Raw genomic sequence first — 16,320 nt, forward strand, 5'->3', positions numbered from 1 at the left:
GGATCATGTTTGTTGATCGTGTAATCATTGAATTGATAGCTGGCAAAGGCGGAAATGGTGTTGTGGCATGGCGTAGAGAAAAATATATTCCTAAAGGTGGTCCGGCTGGAGGAAATGGGGGGCGGGGAGGTTCTGTTATTTTAGAAGCAGATACTCAAATTTCATCTTTGGATTGGTTTCGCCATCGTCGCATATTAAAAGCTCAGAGTGGGGGAGATGGAGGAGGGAATTGCCGCCAGGGAAAAAATGGAACAGATTTGATTTTGAAAGTTCCTTGCGGTACTCTCCTTAAAGATGCCAAATCAGGTAAAGTCATACATGACTTTGTAGAAGATAAAGAAAGATTTGTGCTCTGCAAAGGTGGGAGAGGAGGAAGAGGCAATGACAGCTTTAAGACTCCTACTCATCAAGCTCCTAATATTTGTACAGAGGGAACACTTGGTGAAATTCATCACATAGAGCTGGAGCTAAAGCTAATTGCAGATGTAGGATTGGTTGGTTTTCCAAATGCAGGTAAATCAACTTTGATTTCCTCATTAGCAGGATTAAGAGTGAAAGTAGCAGCCTATCCTTTTACTACACTACAACCTAACTTGGGATTTATTGAACTAGATAATTATAAACGCATTTATATTGCTGATATTCCAGGAATTATTGAAGGAGCTAGCCATAATCGAGGTTTGGGATTAGAGTTTCTAAGGCATATTGAAAGGACTAAACTTCTTATTTTTATTTTAGATGCATCAGGCATTGATGGAAGAACCCCTTCTCATGATTTTCGAATTCTCCGTGAAGAAATTGGAGCTTATAATCCTGAATTATTAGAAAGGCCTTATCTAGTGGTATTAAATAAAATAGATACAGAAGATTCGCCTTCTCATATTCAAGAATTTGAAAAAAACTTCTCTATTTCATCCGATATGCTTTTTAAAATTTCAGCTGTTTATGGCGAAGGTTTACAAGAGTTAATTGAAAAAATGACACAACGTCTTTCTCAGAAAAAAGAAATCGAGTATTAGTCCAGTTTTAGTTCTTGCTTGGTAAAAGCACAATACGAAATATTAATCTTTGCTAATTCAATAAATGGTGAAGTTTGTTTTAAAATAAATTTTTTTTAAAAAACTATTTTTTATTTATTAGAATTAAATTTTAACGAAGATCGTTTATGATGAGTCAAACCTTTTCAAGGTTTGACTCATCAAAATTTTTTGAGTTTCCGTTTAGCTATTGCACTCGTTGACTAAATGAAGCAGGTTGAAAAGGTTGGCCAGTCAAAGCATTCCATTCTGATGCTGAAATTGAACCGTCTGGATTAAGGACCTCAAAACGGTAAACAGGTAAGAAAATTTCTTTTTCATTTCTAATTTTGAAATCGTTTCCAAAAGCCACTTGAGCTAAATTGACGATTTGATTACGTGTATAAGTTTTGCTAGCTTTTTGATCATTAGTAACAGGTTTTGAAACAATTTGCTGTTTTAGCCTGGTTTGAGGAAGGACTAAAAAACGTGGATTTTCAAAATGAAGCTGTAAAATTTGTCCTTTTTGGATAATAAGATGTTTTTGTTTAGCGCTTTCAATCCAAGGTTCAAAAATTTCTTTTTCAATTTTTAATTCTTTTTGAAGTTCATCTATAGTTAAAGCTCCTTGACGTCGAGCTAGAGCTTGGATAATTTTAAAATCATTTTTAGAAGCTCCACAATCTAAGCAATCTTTAAACCCATGTGTCGTTTCCCATGTATCACTATTAAGAACAATTTCTCCATTAGTTAATCCCCAAAGAACAACTCCTTCTCGAGGCCTTTGATCTTCTGTGTATTTCACATCTAAAAGTAGATAGGGGTAATATTTTTGAATGGGTTCTTGAAGTGTTTTACGATCACTATCGACTAGTTCTTGTCGATGAGTATTAATAATTTGTTCGGGAGAATACTTGGATTCAAGGGTTGAGATATCTTGATTATCCACGTAATGCAAAAGGCGATCTTTCCAGTCTGCTACTAATGTACTGTTTTCCCAAGCCCACCAACCACCAACAGATGCAGCGATTAATAAGATAATTAAAAAGGGACGAAAAAAAGGCGGTTGGTTATGCTGTTCTTTTTTACTCATACTTCACTCCATTTTCTGTTAAGAGATATGGGAAAGCATAATAAGACAGGTTTTTGTCGTCAATGCCATCGATTAATTTTGTTTCAAAATCGAATGTAAACAATCGTTATTTGTAGAGAGAAATTTTATGAAAAGGGCCTGAAGTTAAAGTTCAGACCCTTTGAGAGATTAATCTTTCATGGAGAGAAGAAATTCCACATTGCTACCTGTTTTTTTCAAGCGCCCTAATAAAAGGTTCATTGCATCTCCCGGAGCTAAGTCGGCAACAGCTTGACGAAGTAGATAAATTTTTTCTAATTCATTAGGATGATAAAGTAACTCTTCTTTACGAGTTCCACTCTTGATCAAATCAATAGCTGGATAAATGCGACGATCAGCTAAGCGGCGATCGAGCACTAATTCCATATTACCAGTTCCTTTGAATTCTTCAAAAATGACTTCATCCATGCGCGAACCTGTGTCGATCAAAGCCGTTGCAATGATTGTTAGAGAACCGCCTTGCTCAATATTACGAGCAGCTCCAAAGAAACGTTTAGGTTTATGTAAAGCATTTGCATCAATACCACCTGTTAAGATTTTACCAGAATGTGGTTGGATAGTATTATAAGCGCGCGCTAAACGAGTAATCGAGTCTAAAAGAATGACAACATCATTTCCATGTTCCACTAAGCGACGGGCTTTTTCAATCGCCATTTCGGCGACTTGAACGTGTCTTTCAGGAGGTTCATCAAAAGTGGAAGAAATGACTTCGCCGCGCACAATACGTTGCATGTCTGTTACTTCTTCGGGGCGTTCATCGATAAGCAAAACGATTAGTACAATTTCAGGATTGTTACAAGCGATCGCGTTGGCAATATTTTGTAAAAGAATGGTTTTACCTGATCTTGGTGGAGCAACGATTAAACCTCTCTGACCTTTACCAACAGGAGCGGCTAGGTCTAATACTCGTGTGGATAACTTTTCCTTGGATGTTTCCATCACCATTCGTTCATTAGGATAAAGCGGGGTCAAATTTTCAAATAAGATTCGCTCTTTTGCTTTTTCTGGTGGTCGACCATTGATTTTATCGACTTTGAGTAATGCAAAATATTTCTCTTTATCCTTTGGTGGTCGAATTGTTCCACAAAGAGTATCTCCCTTTTTTAAATCAAAACGCCGAATTTGTGCAGGAGAAACATAAATGTCTTCAGCCGAAGGGAGATAATTATAGTTAGGAGAACGAAGGAAACCGAAACCGTCTGGAAGAATTTCTAAAACACCTTCTCCATATAAAACTTCATTTGGATTTTCAGAGATTGCTTTGACAATTTCAAATACCATCTGAGACTTAGTTAAAGAGCCAAGGTGTTTAAGGCCAATTTTTTTGCCATATTGATTGAGCTGATCAATATTCATCCGTTGGATATCGGCAATTTTAGTAATTATCTCAGGTTGTTGAGATCTTTCCTGAACGATTTGTTGATGATATTGTTCAGGGTTTTGCTTATCAACTGAATTGTCCTCACATGTCAACGAGGTATCAACTGAAGTGTTCTCTTTGTTCTCTGGGTCCATTAAAAATAAGACTCCAATGTAAATGGTTAATAGTTAAATATATATTTTTAATTCTTGGTATAATTCTCTCAGGGATTGTTGAAGTTCTGATAAAGTTCCATTATTTAAGACGACATAGTCGGCTCGAATAGCTTTTTCTAATGGCGATATCTGCCTTGCCATTCTGCTTTGAAACTCTTTTTCACTCTTATGAGTATGTGTTTTGAATCTCTGAAGGCTGATTTCTGGATCAGCAACAACCGAAATAATAGTGTCAAAAAATTTTGCACCGTCACTTTCATATAAGAGGGGAACTTCCGCAATGAAGAAAGGAAACTGATTTTTGCTATCCTGTTGTTTTTGATATTGTTGTTCTATTTCGCCATACACAGCCGGATGCAGAATTTTTTCTAAACCGGTTAAAAGTCGATAATTTTGAAAAACTCGCTCTGCTAATAAAGAACGATGGATTTGATTGTTTTTTAGAATAGATTTTCCTAATAAATCAACAACCTTTTGGCTAACGTTTACATCGGATGACAATAAGTGATGGACAATTTCGTCAGCGCTTACAGCGTAAGCCCCAAGTTCTTTTAAGATACGGCAAACTGAAGATTTACCACATGAAAGACCGCCTGTTATGGCTACTTTTCTTAATTTTAACATTCTTTCCAATTTTTGCCAATATGGATATTAACAATCAACGGTACCTTTAGATTTATAATATTTTCCATGGTATTCTTAACTAAATGAGAAATGGATTCTAACTCTTGATTGGGAACCTCAAAAATAAGTTCATCATGAATTTGTAAAATCATAAATCCTTTTTTCTTTTCTTGTATAAGAAGTTTATTGATTTTTAGCATGGCCATTTTAATCAAATCAGCTTGCGTCCCTTGGATAGGGGTATTTACTGCAAATCGATCTGCTGTTGCTCGAATCATGGCATTCTGACTTCTAATTTCTGGAAGCAGTCTTTCCCTCCCATACATTGTTACAGCCTTGCCAGTCTCTCTTGCTGATTGTTTGCAAGCTTCTAAAAATTCTTTGACCTTTCCATAACGCTCAAAATAACGTTGAATAAAAGCAGCAGCAGTTTTTGTATCAATTCCTAGTTCATGAGCTAAGCCAAACGCTTGTTGTCCATAAATCAAACCAAAATTAACCGCTTTAGCTTGATAACGTTGTTCAGAGGAAACTTGTTGAAGAGGAACATCAAAAATTAAAGAAGCGGTATATTTGTGAATATCTTCATTGGATAAGAAAGCTTTGATTAGCACAGGATCTTCGCTTAAGTGAGCAAGCAAACGAAGTTCAATTTGAGAATAGTCTGCTGACAAATAGCTCCAATCTTCTTTTTCAGGTCGAAATGCCTCTCTAATTTGACGACCGACTTCAGTGCGGACAGGAATATTTTGTAAATTTGGGTCTTGGCAAGACAGTCGACCTGTTGCTGCCATAGACTGATTAAAATTACAGTGAATACGTCCAGTTTTAGCGTTAACTTGAAGGGGTAATGAGTTAACATAAGTTGAGCGAAGTTTTTCTAAAGTCCGATATTCAAGAAGTTTTTCGGCAATTGGATAAACATGTTTGAGAATTTCTAGAACTTCCGCATTTGTTGAGTGACCTGTGGCAATTTTTTTAGGGGGTTTGATTCCGAGTTTATGAAATAAAATTTGACTGAGTTGTTTGGGAGAGTTGAGGTTAAAAATTTCTCCTGCTAACGCATAAATATTTTGTTCTAAGCAATGAATTTCTTGCCCAATAAACTGGGATAAATGTTTTAGATAAGCCGTATCAATAAAAATCCCATTTCTTTCCATTTGTGCAAGAACGGACAATAAAGGAAGTTCTAAATCAAATAAAAGAGAAGTTAATTTTCGCTCCTCTAATTGAGATAACAAAATGTTTTTAAGTCTAATGGTATAATCTACATCTTCACAACAATAATGGCATATTTTATCTAAAGCCACATTCTTCATGTTAAGCTGGTTTTTTCCTTTCCCGATTAATTCTTGTATAGCGATTTTAACCTTATCAAATAATTCTAGAGCCAAATGATCTAATGAATGTTGTCTTTTATGAGAATTGAGAAGATAAGAGGCTAAAATCGTATCAAAACTTATATTTGCAACAGAAATATTGTGATTTCTTAAAACATGATAATCGTATTTAAAATTGTGTCCATAAAAACCAATTGAAGGATTTTCAAGTAGTGGTTTAAGTTGACTTAAAACGAAATCACCATTTAATTGCCCGTTCAAGGGAATGTACCAAGCTTTTTTGGGTTCTACACCTAAACCAATTCCGACAAGTTGGGCTTCTAAAGGACGAAGATCCGTTGTTTCAGTATCTAGACAAATTTCTTTTTGCTGCGATAGATAGGAAATAAGGTTAACTAAGGTTTCTTCATCATTAACAAGCTGATAAACTACCTCATTTTGACTCTCTAGGTCTGAAAAACTAATCCCACTTTTTACAGCTTCCAACTCTCGAATTAAAGAAGAGAAATTCATTTCCGCGTAAAATTCTTTTAAGCTTTGATAAGCAGGGGATGTTAATTTAAAAAAATCTTCTTGGTTGGGAAAGGAAACAGTTGTATCGACAATAACAAGTTTTTTACTTAACAAAACTTTTTCTTTTTCAGATATTAGCGTGTCTTGTTTTTTTTTGCCTGAAACTTCCAAAGGATGCTCTAAAATATAATCTAATGAACCAAATTTTTCTAGTAAGTCGGCAGCAGTTTTAGGTCCAAAGCCCGTAAGGCCTGGAATGTTGTCGGATGCATCTCCTATTATTGCTAAGTAGTCAATCATTTGTGCAGGCATCACACCAAACTGTTCTTTCACACCATTAGCATCAATAATTAAATTATCCTTAAAAGTGTTCAAAATCAAAATTTGGTTGCTGACAAGTTGGCACATATCTTTATCGCTAGTACATATATACGCTGTGGTGTTGAGGGTTGCAGCCCATTTGGCAATGCTGCCCATTGTATCATCAGCTTCAACACCTGGAACCATTAATTCTGGAATCCCCATCAGTTGACAAAATCTTTGCGACCATAAAATTTGGTAAAGCAAATCTTTAGGCATCTCTTTTCGATGAGCCTTGTAGGCAGGATAGAGTTCTGTTCTTTTTTGGGAGTTGTTAGGTCCATCAAAAACAGCTACAAGATGAGTTGGATTAAAATCTTTAATTAATTTTAAAACTGAACGGATGAAACCAAAAAGAGCATTGGTAGATTCACCTCTGGCATTGGTCATTTGTCGAATCGCGAAATAAGAACGATAAATGTAGCCAGAGGCATCTAGAATATAGAGTTTATCCATGATAAATCATTAGTGCCTTAAATTTATTGGGGATAATAAAGGTAAAGGTATTGATTTTGCAACAAAAGGTTGATGACAGGAGATACAGAAGCTTCATGTTTAATTGTCCCATTCAGCAAAGAGGACTGAGAAGAAAACAATCCTTTCCACCATCCTTTGTTTTCAAGTCTAATCACTTGATAATGGTCATTATCAATACCAATTGTCATTAATAGTTCTTTGAGGGTTTCACTGATTGTAGCTCCGCTTACATCAATATACCCTTTTTCTACAGCATTTGGAGCAGGAAAAACATGAGCTCCATAATCTTTTACGAGTTTTTCTTTAGAAAGAGCAGGGCGATGAGAAGAGACAAGATCAACAAAATGAGTATAGTAATAATCAATAATTTGTCTATAGTTGTCTTCTTCCCCTGGTTTCCAAGGGCGAAGTGGATTCATCGCGTCTTTATCTTTACCCGCTGAAATGGTAAGTGTTTCAACTCCCAATTTGTCCAATAATTTTGTGACATTCATAAATGTAGGGGCAATAACGCCCACACTTCCAATCAAACTAATGTCACTAGCGTAAATTTTGTCGGCTGCAAGAGCAATATACATACCTCCTGAAGCACATAAACCATCGATGTAAGCATAAACAGGGACTTGATATTTTTTTTTGTAATCAGCGAGCAGTTGGAAAATTCCATCTGCATCAGCAACAGTTCCACCGGGCGTATTAATATAAAGAAGAAGGGCTTTGACGCGATTATTTTTATAAGCTCCTTCCCGAGACTCGATTAGCTGCTGTCTTATCGTCTGTGTATTTAAATTTTCTGTTCCAATGATTCCATCAATGTTCAATTGTAAAATGACGGGTGCATCACTTGCCACAACTTCTCGTTTACCTTTAGCATTAGGTAAAATTTCTTCTGTATTCACAAAGCTAATTTGGCTATCTTTTGAGGTTCCAGACAATCCTATCAGTATTCCTATAGCCAAAAAGCCCAAACAAATCCCAATAATAGCGCAAAAAGCGACGAATAGTGCTTTAAGAGCAGAGTAAAAAATAGAGTCGCGCATAAATACCAAACCTTTTTACAAGTACGTGATAAAATAATTTGTCTTACTTGTTAGTTGATGAGTGAAATAAAAAAATATTGTTATAAACAATTACCTGTTTTTAGGAAAGTAAACAAGGAATTTGTTTTTATGCTCAAGTACACTTAAAACGTTACTTTTGCGAATAATTATTGTAAATAAATATAAACTTTTAATCTTAAAACATTTATATTTTATAGGAGTCTTGCTAAAATTAAAATTTTTTTTGAGATATCAAATTTCGTACTATTTTTCTTGCTTGTCAATTAGTTGAGTATAATCAAGCAAGGCAGTAGAATATTTCTCTGATGCAAAAAAGTAGGTTTTTTATGAGAGTTTGGAAATTAATTATTTTAGTGGGTTTGTTTGGTTGGAGTATGACAAATGCAACAATTTCATCTCAGGAGTCGACCACTTTAATTCCAAGACATCTTCTATTTGGAAATCCTGAGAAAACAAATCCTCGATTATCTCCAAATGGTCAATATTTGGCTTATCTAGCGCCTGATGCACAAAACGTTTTAAATGTTTGGCTAAAAAATTTAAAAACAGCAGAAAAAGACAGACAAGTTACGACAGATAAAAAAAGAGGAATCCGCTCATTTTTATGGCAATTTGACGGGGACCATATTTTGTACGAGCAAGATAAAGATGGGGATGAAAATTGGCATCTTTATCAAACGCATATTCAATCTAATCTTACAAGAGATTTGACTCCATACGAAGGCGTGAAAGCTGAAATTGTGCAATACGATCCTAAATTCCCCCAAGATTTGTTAGTACAATTGAACCTGCGCAATCCTCAACTCTTTGACGTATATCGTCTCGATTTGCAAACGAGAAATTTACAGCTTGATACGGAAAATCAGGCAAATGTCATTAGATGGGTGGCAGATCACAATCTTTGTATTCGGATTGCTCAATCCTATAATGATGATGGATCAATGCTAATTAGAACAAGAGAGGGTAAAGATCAATCTTGGAAAGAATTTTTGAAACTTGATGCTAGTGAAATTAACGGGGAAGTTTACGGTTTTACAGCTGATAATCAATCAATTTATTTAATCTCTAGTTTGCAGGGAAATACGGCAGGTCTTTTATTAGTTGATCTGACGACAGGAAAACAAAATTTAATTGTGGATGATCCCGTATACGATTTATCCACTTTGATGACTCACCCAACAACTTATGCTCTTGAAGCAGTAGGATTTGATAAGGAAAAGTTTGAATGGAAAGCTTTAGACAATGCCGTCAAAATTGATTTTTCTTTATTATCAACGAAATTAAATACTCCTTTCAAGATTATTAACTCAGATCTAGCCAATCAAAAGTGGGTTGTTGCTTCTTTGTCTGATCAGCGCCCTGTTCGTTATTATCTATATGAAAGGCAATCTAAATTTTTAACCTTTCTTTTTAGTGCTCAAAGTTCCTTGGAGAATTTCACTCTAAGTGCCATGTCACCTATCTCCTTATCGGCAAGAGATGGAATGAAGCTTTACGGTTACCTGACTTTACCGTCTGGAAAAGAACCTAGAAACTTGCCAATGATTTTACTTGTTCATGGAGGTCCTTGGGCAAGGGATTCTTGGGGATTAAATCCAACTGTTCAGTGGTTAACTAATCGCGGTTATGCTGTCGTGCAATTGAATTACAGAGGCTCAAGTGGATACGGCAAACATTATTTGAATGCGGGAAATCGAGAGTGGTCTAAAAAAATGCACACTGATCTACTGGATGCAAAGCAATGGATGATTGACCAAGGATATGTTGATCCTCATAAAGTAGCTATTTATGGAGGTAGTTATGGTGGGTATGCTACGCTGGTAGGGCTGGCATTTACTCCTGATGAATTTTGTTGTGGGGTTGATATCGTCGGCCCTTCTAACCTCGTAACTCTTTTGCAAACACTCCCTCCCTATTGGGCTCCTTTAAAAGCAAAAATGGAGCTTCGTTTAGGGAATTTAGATACAGACGCCGAATTTTTAAAAGCATGTTCCCCTCTTTTTAAAGTTGACCAAATTAAAAAACCTCTCTTAATCGCGCAAGGTGCCAATGATCCTCGGGTAAAGCAGTCAGAGAGTGATCAAATTGTTAAAGCGATGCGAGAGAAAAACTTACCTGTTGAATATTTATTATTTCCTGACGAAGGCCATGGTTTTGCAAGGCCGGAAAATCGATTGAAATTTGCAGCTGCGGCAGAAGATTTTCTGGTGAAGTATTTAGGTGGAAGAAGTGAGCCCGCCTCTTCAGCCGAAGATTGGAAAACTCTTAGAAAATAAAGGATTTTATGAATTATTCTACATATAATAAACAAAATCCTTTTTTAGCTACGATTAGAAATCGATACCAACTATCAAAATCTGGATCTCAAAAAAATACGCAACATCTTGTTCTTGATTTGCGAGGATCTCAGTTGACTTATGAAGCAGGGGATAGTATTGGAGTTTATCCCAAACATGATCCAGAACTTATTAATAAAACATTAATTGCAGCAAGAGCCAGTGGCGAGGAATACATTCAATCAAAACAAACTGGTGAAACAATTTCTTTAAGAGATTTCTTTTCTAAACAAGGAAATATCACGGACGTAAGTCAGAAACTCTTAAAAGAGTTATATAATAGGCAAACAAATTTAGACAAAAAACACCAATTAGAACTGCTTTTAGATGAAAATAATCGAGTAGCATTGAAAGCGTACTTGGCTTTACATGAAGTTTGGGATTTATTATTATTTCATGTAGAAGTGCATTTCACTCCTCAAGAACTTGCTGATTTGCTAATGCCTCTTTTACCCCGTTTTTACTCTATTTCTTCTTCTCAGAAATATGTGGGAGAAGAGGTGCACTTAACAATTGCTCATTTAGAATATGAAACAAATGGTCATAAAAGAAGGGGAGTTTGTACTCATTATCTATGTGAATTAGTGAAATTGCATAATCCTGAGGTTCCTGTTTTTATTCAGCCTTCTCACAGTTTTAGATTACCTGAAGATTTACACGCTCCTCTTGTCATGGTTGGACCTGGAACAGGTGTTGCTCCTTTCCGGGCATTTTTACAAGAACGGGTACTGCACCACCAAACCAAAGGAAAACACTGGCTGTTTTTTGGTGAAAGGAATCGCTCTTCAGATTTCTTTTACGAAGAAGATTGGCGATTATTTGAACAACATGGACATTTACGATTAGATGCTGTTTTTTCGAGAGATCAGGAAGAAAAAGTTTATGTTCAACATAAGATGTTTGAACATGGGGAAGAGTTATTTAAATGGCTTGAAGAAGGGGCTTATCTTTTTGTTTGTGGTGATGCAGAGAGAATGGCAAAGGATGTTGAGATAACTCTCCTTGCAATTATTCAAGAATTTGGTAAAAAAGATTTTCAAGAAGCTCGTGAATATGTGAAACGCCTACGGCAACAAAAAAAATATTTAAGAGATGTGTATTAACGTTTTGATCGGGACTATTTTAAAGTAGTGATTCAAGATTTTATTTTATGACTGTTTCAGGGTATTTTTTAAATATCGGAGCATTTGATGAACATTTCTTGCTCTAATTGCCATTCCACCTACCATTCCTAAAAATGATGCGTGATTCGCCCCGGAAAACAAAAATAGGAATGTCTTGCATGTCGGAAGCAGTCCATTGAGAATCTCCGAAATAAAATCATTTCAAAAAACATTATCTTTTTTAAAAAAATAGAAAGCTTTTTTGAAATTTAGTAGTCATAAAAAATAATTAATTTTTTTAATTATTCAGTCGTTGTGACAATAGCAAATGCTTGAACCCCATCTCCGCATCCAAAATCGGTTAATCCTTCACCTGAAGTCGCTGTCACTCCTACCTGAGTAATATCAAGGTTCATGACACGAGCAATATTTTGGCGCATTTCAAGAAGACGATGCTTAAATTTGGGTTTTTTTCCTTCTATAGTAATCGCAACATGAGTAACTTTTTGCCTTTCTAAAGTTTTCATCGCTTTGATTAAATAGATTTCACTATCAGTAATCCCATCTTTCAGACATAAATCATCAGCGATATTTCCTAGAATAAGAATTCCTGTTAAGGATGTAATGGCATTACAAATTGCATGAAATACGACATCTCCATCAGAATTAGCATTAAAACCTGGGGCATCATCAAAAATAATTCCTCCAATAATGCACAATTTAGATGAGTCTTGAGGTAAAAAACGGTGGCTATCTTGCCCAATACCAGTACGCACAGTCATAAAATCTCCTTTAGATAACCAGAAATTTACATAGCTAAGGGTTTTAATTTCATAAAATTTTTTGAATTAAACGGAATTTTCTCACAGGAATTCTTTAAAGTGAAAGAGAAAAATTTAAACATTCTTTTATCATGCTACCATAAATTAAAGTAATGATAAGTAAAAAAGAAATATTTTATGCCTGTTTATTTGAATAATACTGATTTTGAATTTGAATTGGCTAACCCTAGGCAAACGATATCTCAAAACTGGGAGCAATACCCTTTATGTCAACAGCTTCAATTTATTCCTCTTTTATACGCTTGTTCAGATGATTTCATTGCTGTTTCCACTTTTCCATCGGAACAATTCTTATGTTATTTACACAATTTAAGTTGGAGAAAAAATCAACCTTTAGCCAAATTAGTTAACTGGCAAGATAAATGCGCATTTAAAAAACAGGTTGGTCGAGTTTGGGGTGCTTCTCAGCAAACTCAAATTTGGGCAGAAGAAAGAGAAATTTATTATCATTTTCCAATTAATTGGGAAATGATACGAGAAATTAATAGCAAAGCTTATAGCTTTAAATACACTACTCTTTCAAAAGCTGCTTTGATAGAAAATTCTGTTCAGTTAGAAAAGTGGTTTGAGCAAGTTAAGGGTGAAAAAGTACTCAAATCATGTTTTGGATTATCTGGAAAAGGAAATCGGTTGATTAAACAATCGACTCTAACACCAGCTACATTGAATTTTTGTGAAAAGGAATGGAAAGCTGGCAGAGTCATTATTGCAGAACCTTGGCTTGAGCGTTTTTTTGATTTCAGTTCTCAGTGGGTAATTCATTCAAATGGATCTCATGAATTATTAGGCTCAACCGTCTTTGAAACCGATCAAAGAGGGATGTATTTAGGAACTTTAGCCGGTGATGAAAAAAAGCTTTTTAAAATTTTTTTTAAAGAACTTTTGGAACATTATCACTTTGTACAGAGAGTTTTAGATGATTTATTCAAAAAAGGCTTTTTTGGAAATGTAGGGATTGATGCTTTTCTCTATCATTCGGGAGCTAAAATCCACCTTTATCCAGTTGTGGAAATAAATGCTCGACAAACAATGTCTTTAGTCGCTTTACGCTTACAAAGAAAATGGTTCCCCAATCAAACGATTCGGTTAAGATTTGCCTCCCTTCAAGATTTACAACCTTCTCTTTTACCTTTAGAAATTTTTAAAGAGCAGGAAAAAATTCCTTACCAATTTTTTAAAAGAAAGCTTGTTTTAGATGTTATTTAATATGTATAAAAAAAATGGCTAAATAATTTACATATTTTGGAAAAGAAAATTTTTTGTTAAGTGAAAATTTCTACCTTGACTTATAATAATTTATTATCCTTTTTATTCGGATTAATGACATTATTTCTAATAAATGATATAAGCTTGTTCTCAATTAAAAAGTGATAGGTAATAGGGATGGATGTGTTAAAAATTACAGGTGGGATTCCCTTAAAAGGGCAAGTCAAAGCTGCCGGAGCAAAAAATGCCATGACCAAATTGCTGGTCGCCTCTCTTTTATCTGATAAAAAATGCACTTTTTATAATGTTCCCAATATTGGGGATGTTGAAGTAACAGTTTCACTTTGCCAAGAAATTGGCATGGAAGTGAGATGGGATCGCGCAGCAGGAATCATGGAAGTCATTACAAAAGAACTTAAAACTTCCTATATTCCACAAAGATTTTCGGGATCTAATCGCATTCCTATTTTGATGATAGGGGCTTTATTAGGAAGAACAGACCAAGATATTATAGTTCCTACAGCTGGAGGATGTCCTATTGGACAACGGCCAGTGGATTTTCACATTCAAGCATTAGAGCAGCTTGGAGCAGTCATTGAATATCGAGGAATGAAACGGGAAGGGGCCTACTTCGCGCATGCTCATAATGGTTTGAAAGGAACGCTTATCACATTGCCTTATCCTTCAGTTGGGGCGACAGAAAATACGATTTTAGCCGGAATCACTGCACGGGGTGTAACTGTCATTAAAAATGCTGCAATTGAACCTGAAATTGTTGAATTGATTCTCTTTTTACAAAAACTCGGAGCCATTATTACAATTGATGTCGATAGAACAATTCGAATTCAAGGTACTCGCCGTTTTTATGAAGTCGAACACACAGTTATTCCAGATCGAATTGAGGCAGCTTCTTGGGGTATGGCAGCGATTAGCTCAAAGGGAAAAGTGTTTGTAGAAGGGGCTCAGCATTTGAATATGATTACTTTTCTTAATAAGCTTCGAGAAGTAGGTGGAGGATTCGATGTTCGTAGCAATGGGATTGAATTTTTCTATGATGGACCTTTACAAGGAGGCTTACATCTGGAAACAGATGTCCACCCAGGCTTTATGACAGATTGGCAGCAACCCTTTGTCGTTTTATTAACGCAGTCTTCTGGCACATCTGTGGTTCATGAGACAGTTTATGAAAATCGTTTTGGCTATACAGATACTTTAAAAGAAATGGGTGCTGATATTACCCCTTTTAGGCAGTGCCTGGGTGGTAAATCATGTCGATTTGCTTCACAAAGTTTTAGCCATAGTGCGATTATTAAAGGGGCAACACCATTAGTTGGAAAGGAAATTCGCATTCCAGATTTAAGAGCTGGTTTTGCTTATATTATGGCAGCTTTAATTGCTAACGATACAAGTACAATTTCAGGACTTCCTTTTATTCAACGTGGTTACGAAAACTTTATTGGTAAATTAGCTGATCTTGGAGCCAATGTCAGTTTGGTTGAGGAAGAAAAAAACGTAAAAGAGATGCCTGAAAACTCCTCCAAACTTCCTTTATTTGCCGAATTGCAGGTGAATTAAAATAAATGAATAGTTTGTCTTCAAACACTGGATGTTAAAAAAATCTAATAAACTTACGATAATTTAAAATCATTATTTTAGAATTGTTAAATGCTATTTTGTAGCAGTCCTTTTTATTTTGATATTTTTCTTTAAACATTTCTTTAACCAATTCTATGATTAGTGTAAAAACAACTTTTAACTTGATTGCTTCAAAATCCCAATGCTTTATTGACTTGAATTCCCCAGAATCTTGGCGCCTTATCCAGAGAAAGAATTTCACGAATTTAAAAATTTTAGCAGATTTTTTAGCTTTAAATTTTGAGCAAAGAAAACAGCTTTTAGATAAACCTACCTTTGCAATTAATGTTCCTTATCGTCTCGCGCAAAAAATGACAAAAGGGAGTTTAGAAGATCCGCTAGTAAAACAATTTTTACCTTTCAAAAGTGAATTTGAAAATCATAATCTCTTTGTTCAAGATCCTGTGGGAGATGAACAATGTCGCCGCACAGCTCAATTGTTGCACAAATATCGGGGACGTGTTCTGTTGGTTTGTACAAGTGCTTGTGCTATGCATTGTCGTTATTGCTTTAGACAAAATTTTTCCTATCAATCTCATGATAAGACTTTTCTTAAAGAATTAGACCTCATCCGGCAAGATTCATCCATTCATGAAGTTATTTTAAGCGGCGGGGATCCTCTTTCTTTATCTAATGATATTTTGGCTAAATTATTCGAAGAGTTAAATGGAATTTCTCATCTTAAGCGAATTCGTTTCCATACACGTTTTCCAATTGGTATTCCAGAAAGAATAGATAAAGGATTTTTAAATATCATTGAAAACTGTCCTAAACAGATATTTTTTGTCATTCATTGTAACCACCCTTTAGAATTAGATGAGGATATCTTTGAGCGTTTGAAGGCTCTTCACCTTAGAGGTTGCGTACTACTTAATCAATCAGTTTTATTAAAAGGAGTAAATGACCGGATAGAGGTTTTAGAAGAACTCTGCGAGCTCCTTTCTGATCATGGAATTATTCCTTATTATCTTCACCAATTAGATCGAGTAAAAGGAGCTTCTCATTTTGAATTAGGAGAAAAAGAAGGGGCAGCTTTAATTCAAGAGCTATCCAAACGCTTATCTGGATATGCAATACCTCGCTATGTAAGAGAGATTGCTGGAGAAGCTCACAAAACACCTATTCAATTATCATTTTAG

At 35.3% G+C, this 16,320-nt stretch carries 12 protein-coding genes; 6 read left to right on the forward strand and 6 right to left on the reverse strand.

From position 1 onward, the window contains the following. The first annotated feature begins 5 nt into the window (after positions 1-5). Positions 6-1,019, forward strand: coding sequence for a GTPase ObgE (gene obgE, locus PC_RS01060; RefSeq protein ID WP_011174769.1), 1,014 nt, complete (start codon positions 6-8; stop codon positions 1,017-1,019). A 205-nt stretch (positions 1,020-1,224) separates the two neighbouring features. Here the strand turns inward: obgE and PC_RS01065 are convergent, their stop codons facing one another. The 5 genes from PC_RS01065 to PC_RS01085 all read right to left on the reverse strand — a co-directional run bounded on the left by PC_RS01065 (position 1,225) and on the right by PC_RS01085 (position 8,038). Continuing rightward, positions 1,225-2,109 carry a hypothetical protein gene (locus PC_RS01065; RefSeq protein WP_181679011.1) on the reverse strand — a complete coding sequence of 295 codons (885 nt, stop codon included), beginning with the start codon at positions 2,107-2,109 and terminating at the stop codon, positions 1,225-1,227. Between the two features lie 168 nt (positions 2,110-2,277). Beyond that, positions 2,278-3,663 (reverse strand): transcription termination factor Rho, encoded by a 1,386-nt coding sequence (gene rho, locus PC_RS01070; RefSeq protein ID WP_011174771.1) that lies wholly within the window; start codon positions 3,661-3,663, stop codon positions 2,278-2,280. A gap of 33 nt (positions 3,664-3,696) precedes the next feature. Further along, the gene (gene coaE, locus PC_RS01075) at positions 3,697-4,308 is read right to left on the reverse strand and encodes a dephospho-CoA kinase (protein ID WP_011174772.1); all 612 of its coding nucleotides are present in this window, start codon (positions 4,306-4,308) and stop codon (positions 3,697-3,699) included. Further along, the gene (gene polA, locus PC_RS01080; protein WP_011174773.1) at positions 4,302-6,977 is read right to left on the reverse strand and encodes a DNA polymerase I; all 2,676 of its coding nucleotides are present in this window, start codon (positions 6,975-6,977) and stop codon (positions 4,302-4,304) included. Before polA ends, coaE begins: the two co-directional genes overlap by 7 nt. A 23-nt stretch (positions 6,978-7,000) precedes the next feature. Further along, positions 7,001-8,038, reverse strand: a complete 1,038-nt coding sequence (locus tag PC_RS01085) for a S49 family peptidase (RefSeq protein ID WP_011174774.1) — start codon at positions 8,036-8,038, stop codon at positions 7,001-7,003. Between the two features lie 347 nt (positions 8,039-8,385). Here PC_RS01085 and PC_RS01090 point away from each other — a divergent pair, with 347 nt between their 5' ends. Together PC_RS01090 and PC_RS01095 are read left to right on the forward strand one after the other, a co-directional pair. After that, positions 8,386-10,335 (forward strand): S9 family peptidase, encoded by a 1,950-nt coding sequence (locus tag PC_RS01090; RefSeq protein WP_011174775.1) that lies wholly within the window; start codon positions 8,386-8,388, stop codon positions 10,333-10,335. Between the two features lie 8 nt (positions 10,336-10,343). Beyond that, positions 10,344-11,498, forward strand: coding sequence for a ferredoxin reductase domain-containing protein (locus tag PC_RS01095; RefSeq protein WP_011174776.1), 1,155 nt, complete (start codon positions 10,344-10,346; stop codon positions 11,496-11,498). A 302-nt stretch (positions 11,499-11,800) separates the two neighbouring features. Here PC_RS01095 and ispF read toward each other — a convergent pair whose 3' ends face one another. Next, entirely contained in the window at positions 11,801-12,280 is a 480-nt protein-coding gene (ispF, locus tag PC_RS01100) for a 2-C-methyl-D-erythritol 2,4-cyclodiphosphate synthase (RefSeq protein ID WP_011174777.1), read from the reverse strand. A 177-nt stretch (positions 12,281-12,457) separates the two neighbouring features. Here ispF and PC_RS01105 point away from each other — a divergent pair, with 177 nt between their 5' ends. From PC_RS01105 to PC_RS01115, 3 genes are all read left to right on the forward strand, one after another. Then, entirely contained in the window at positions 12,458-13,546 is a 1,089-nt protein-coding gene (locus PC_RS01105) for a hypothetical protein (RefSeq protein ID WP_011174778.1), read from the forward strand. A gap of 177 nt (positions 13,547-13,723) precedes the next feature. Further along, complete coding sequence (murA, locus tag PC_RS01110) at positions 13,724-15,121, forward strand: UDP-N-acetylglucosamine 1-carboxyvinyltransferase (protein ID WP_011174779.1); 1,398 nt, start codon at positions 13,724-13,726, stop codon at positions 15,119-15,121. A gap of 155 nt (positions 15,122-15,276) precedes the next feature. Then, complete coding sequence (locus PC_RS01115) at positions 15,277-16,320, forward strand: KamA family radical SAM protein (protein ID WP_011174780.1); 1,044 nt, start codon at positions 15,277-15,279, stop codon at positions 16,318-16,320.

It is taken from the genome of Candidatus Protochlamydia amoebophila UWE25, from assembly GCF_000011565.2.
GTDB lineage: Bacteria > Chlamydiota > Chlamydiia > Chlamydiales > Parachlamydiaceae > Protochlamydia > Protochlamydia amoebophila.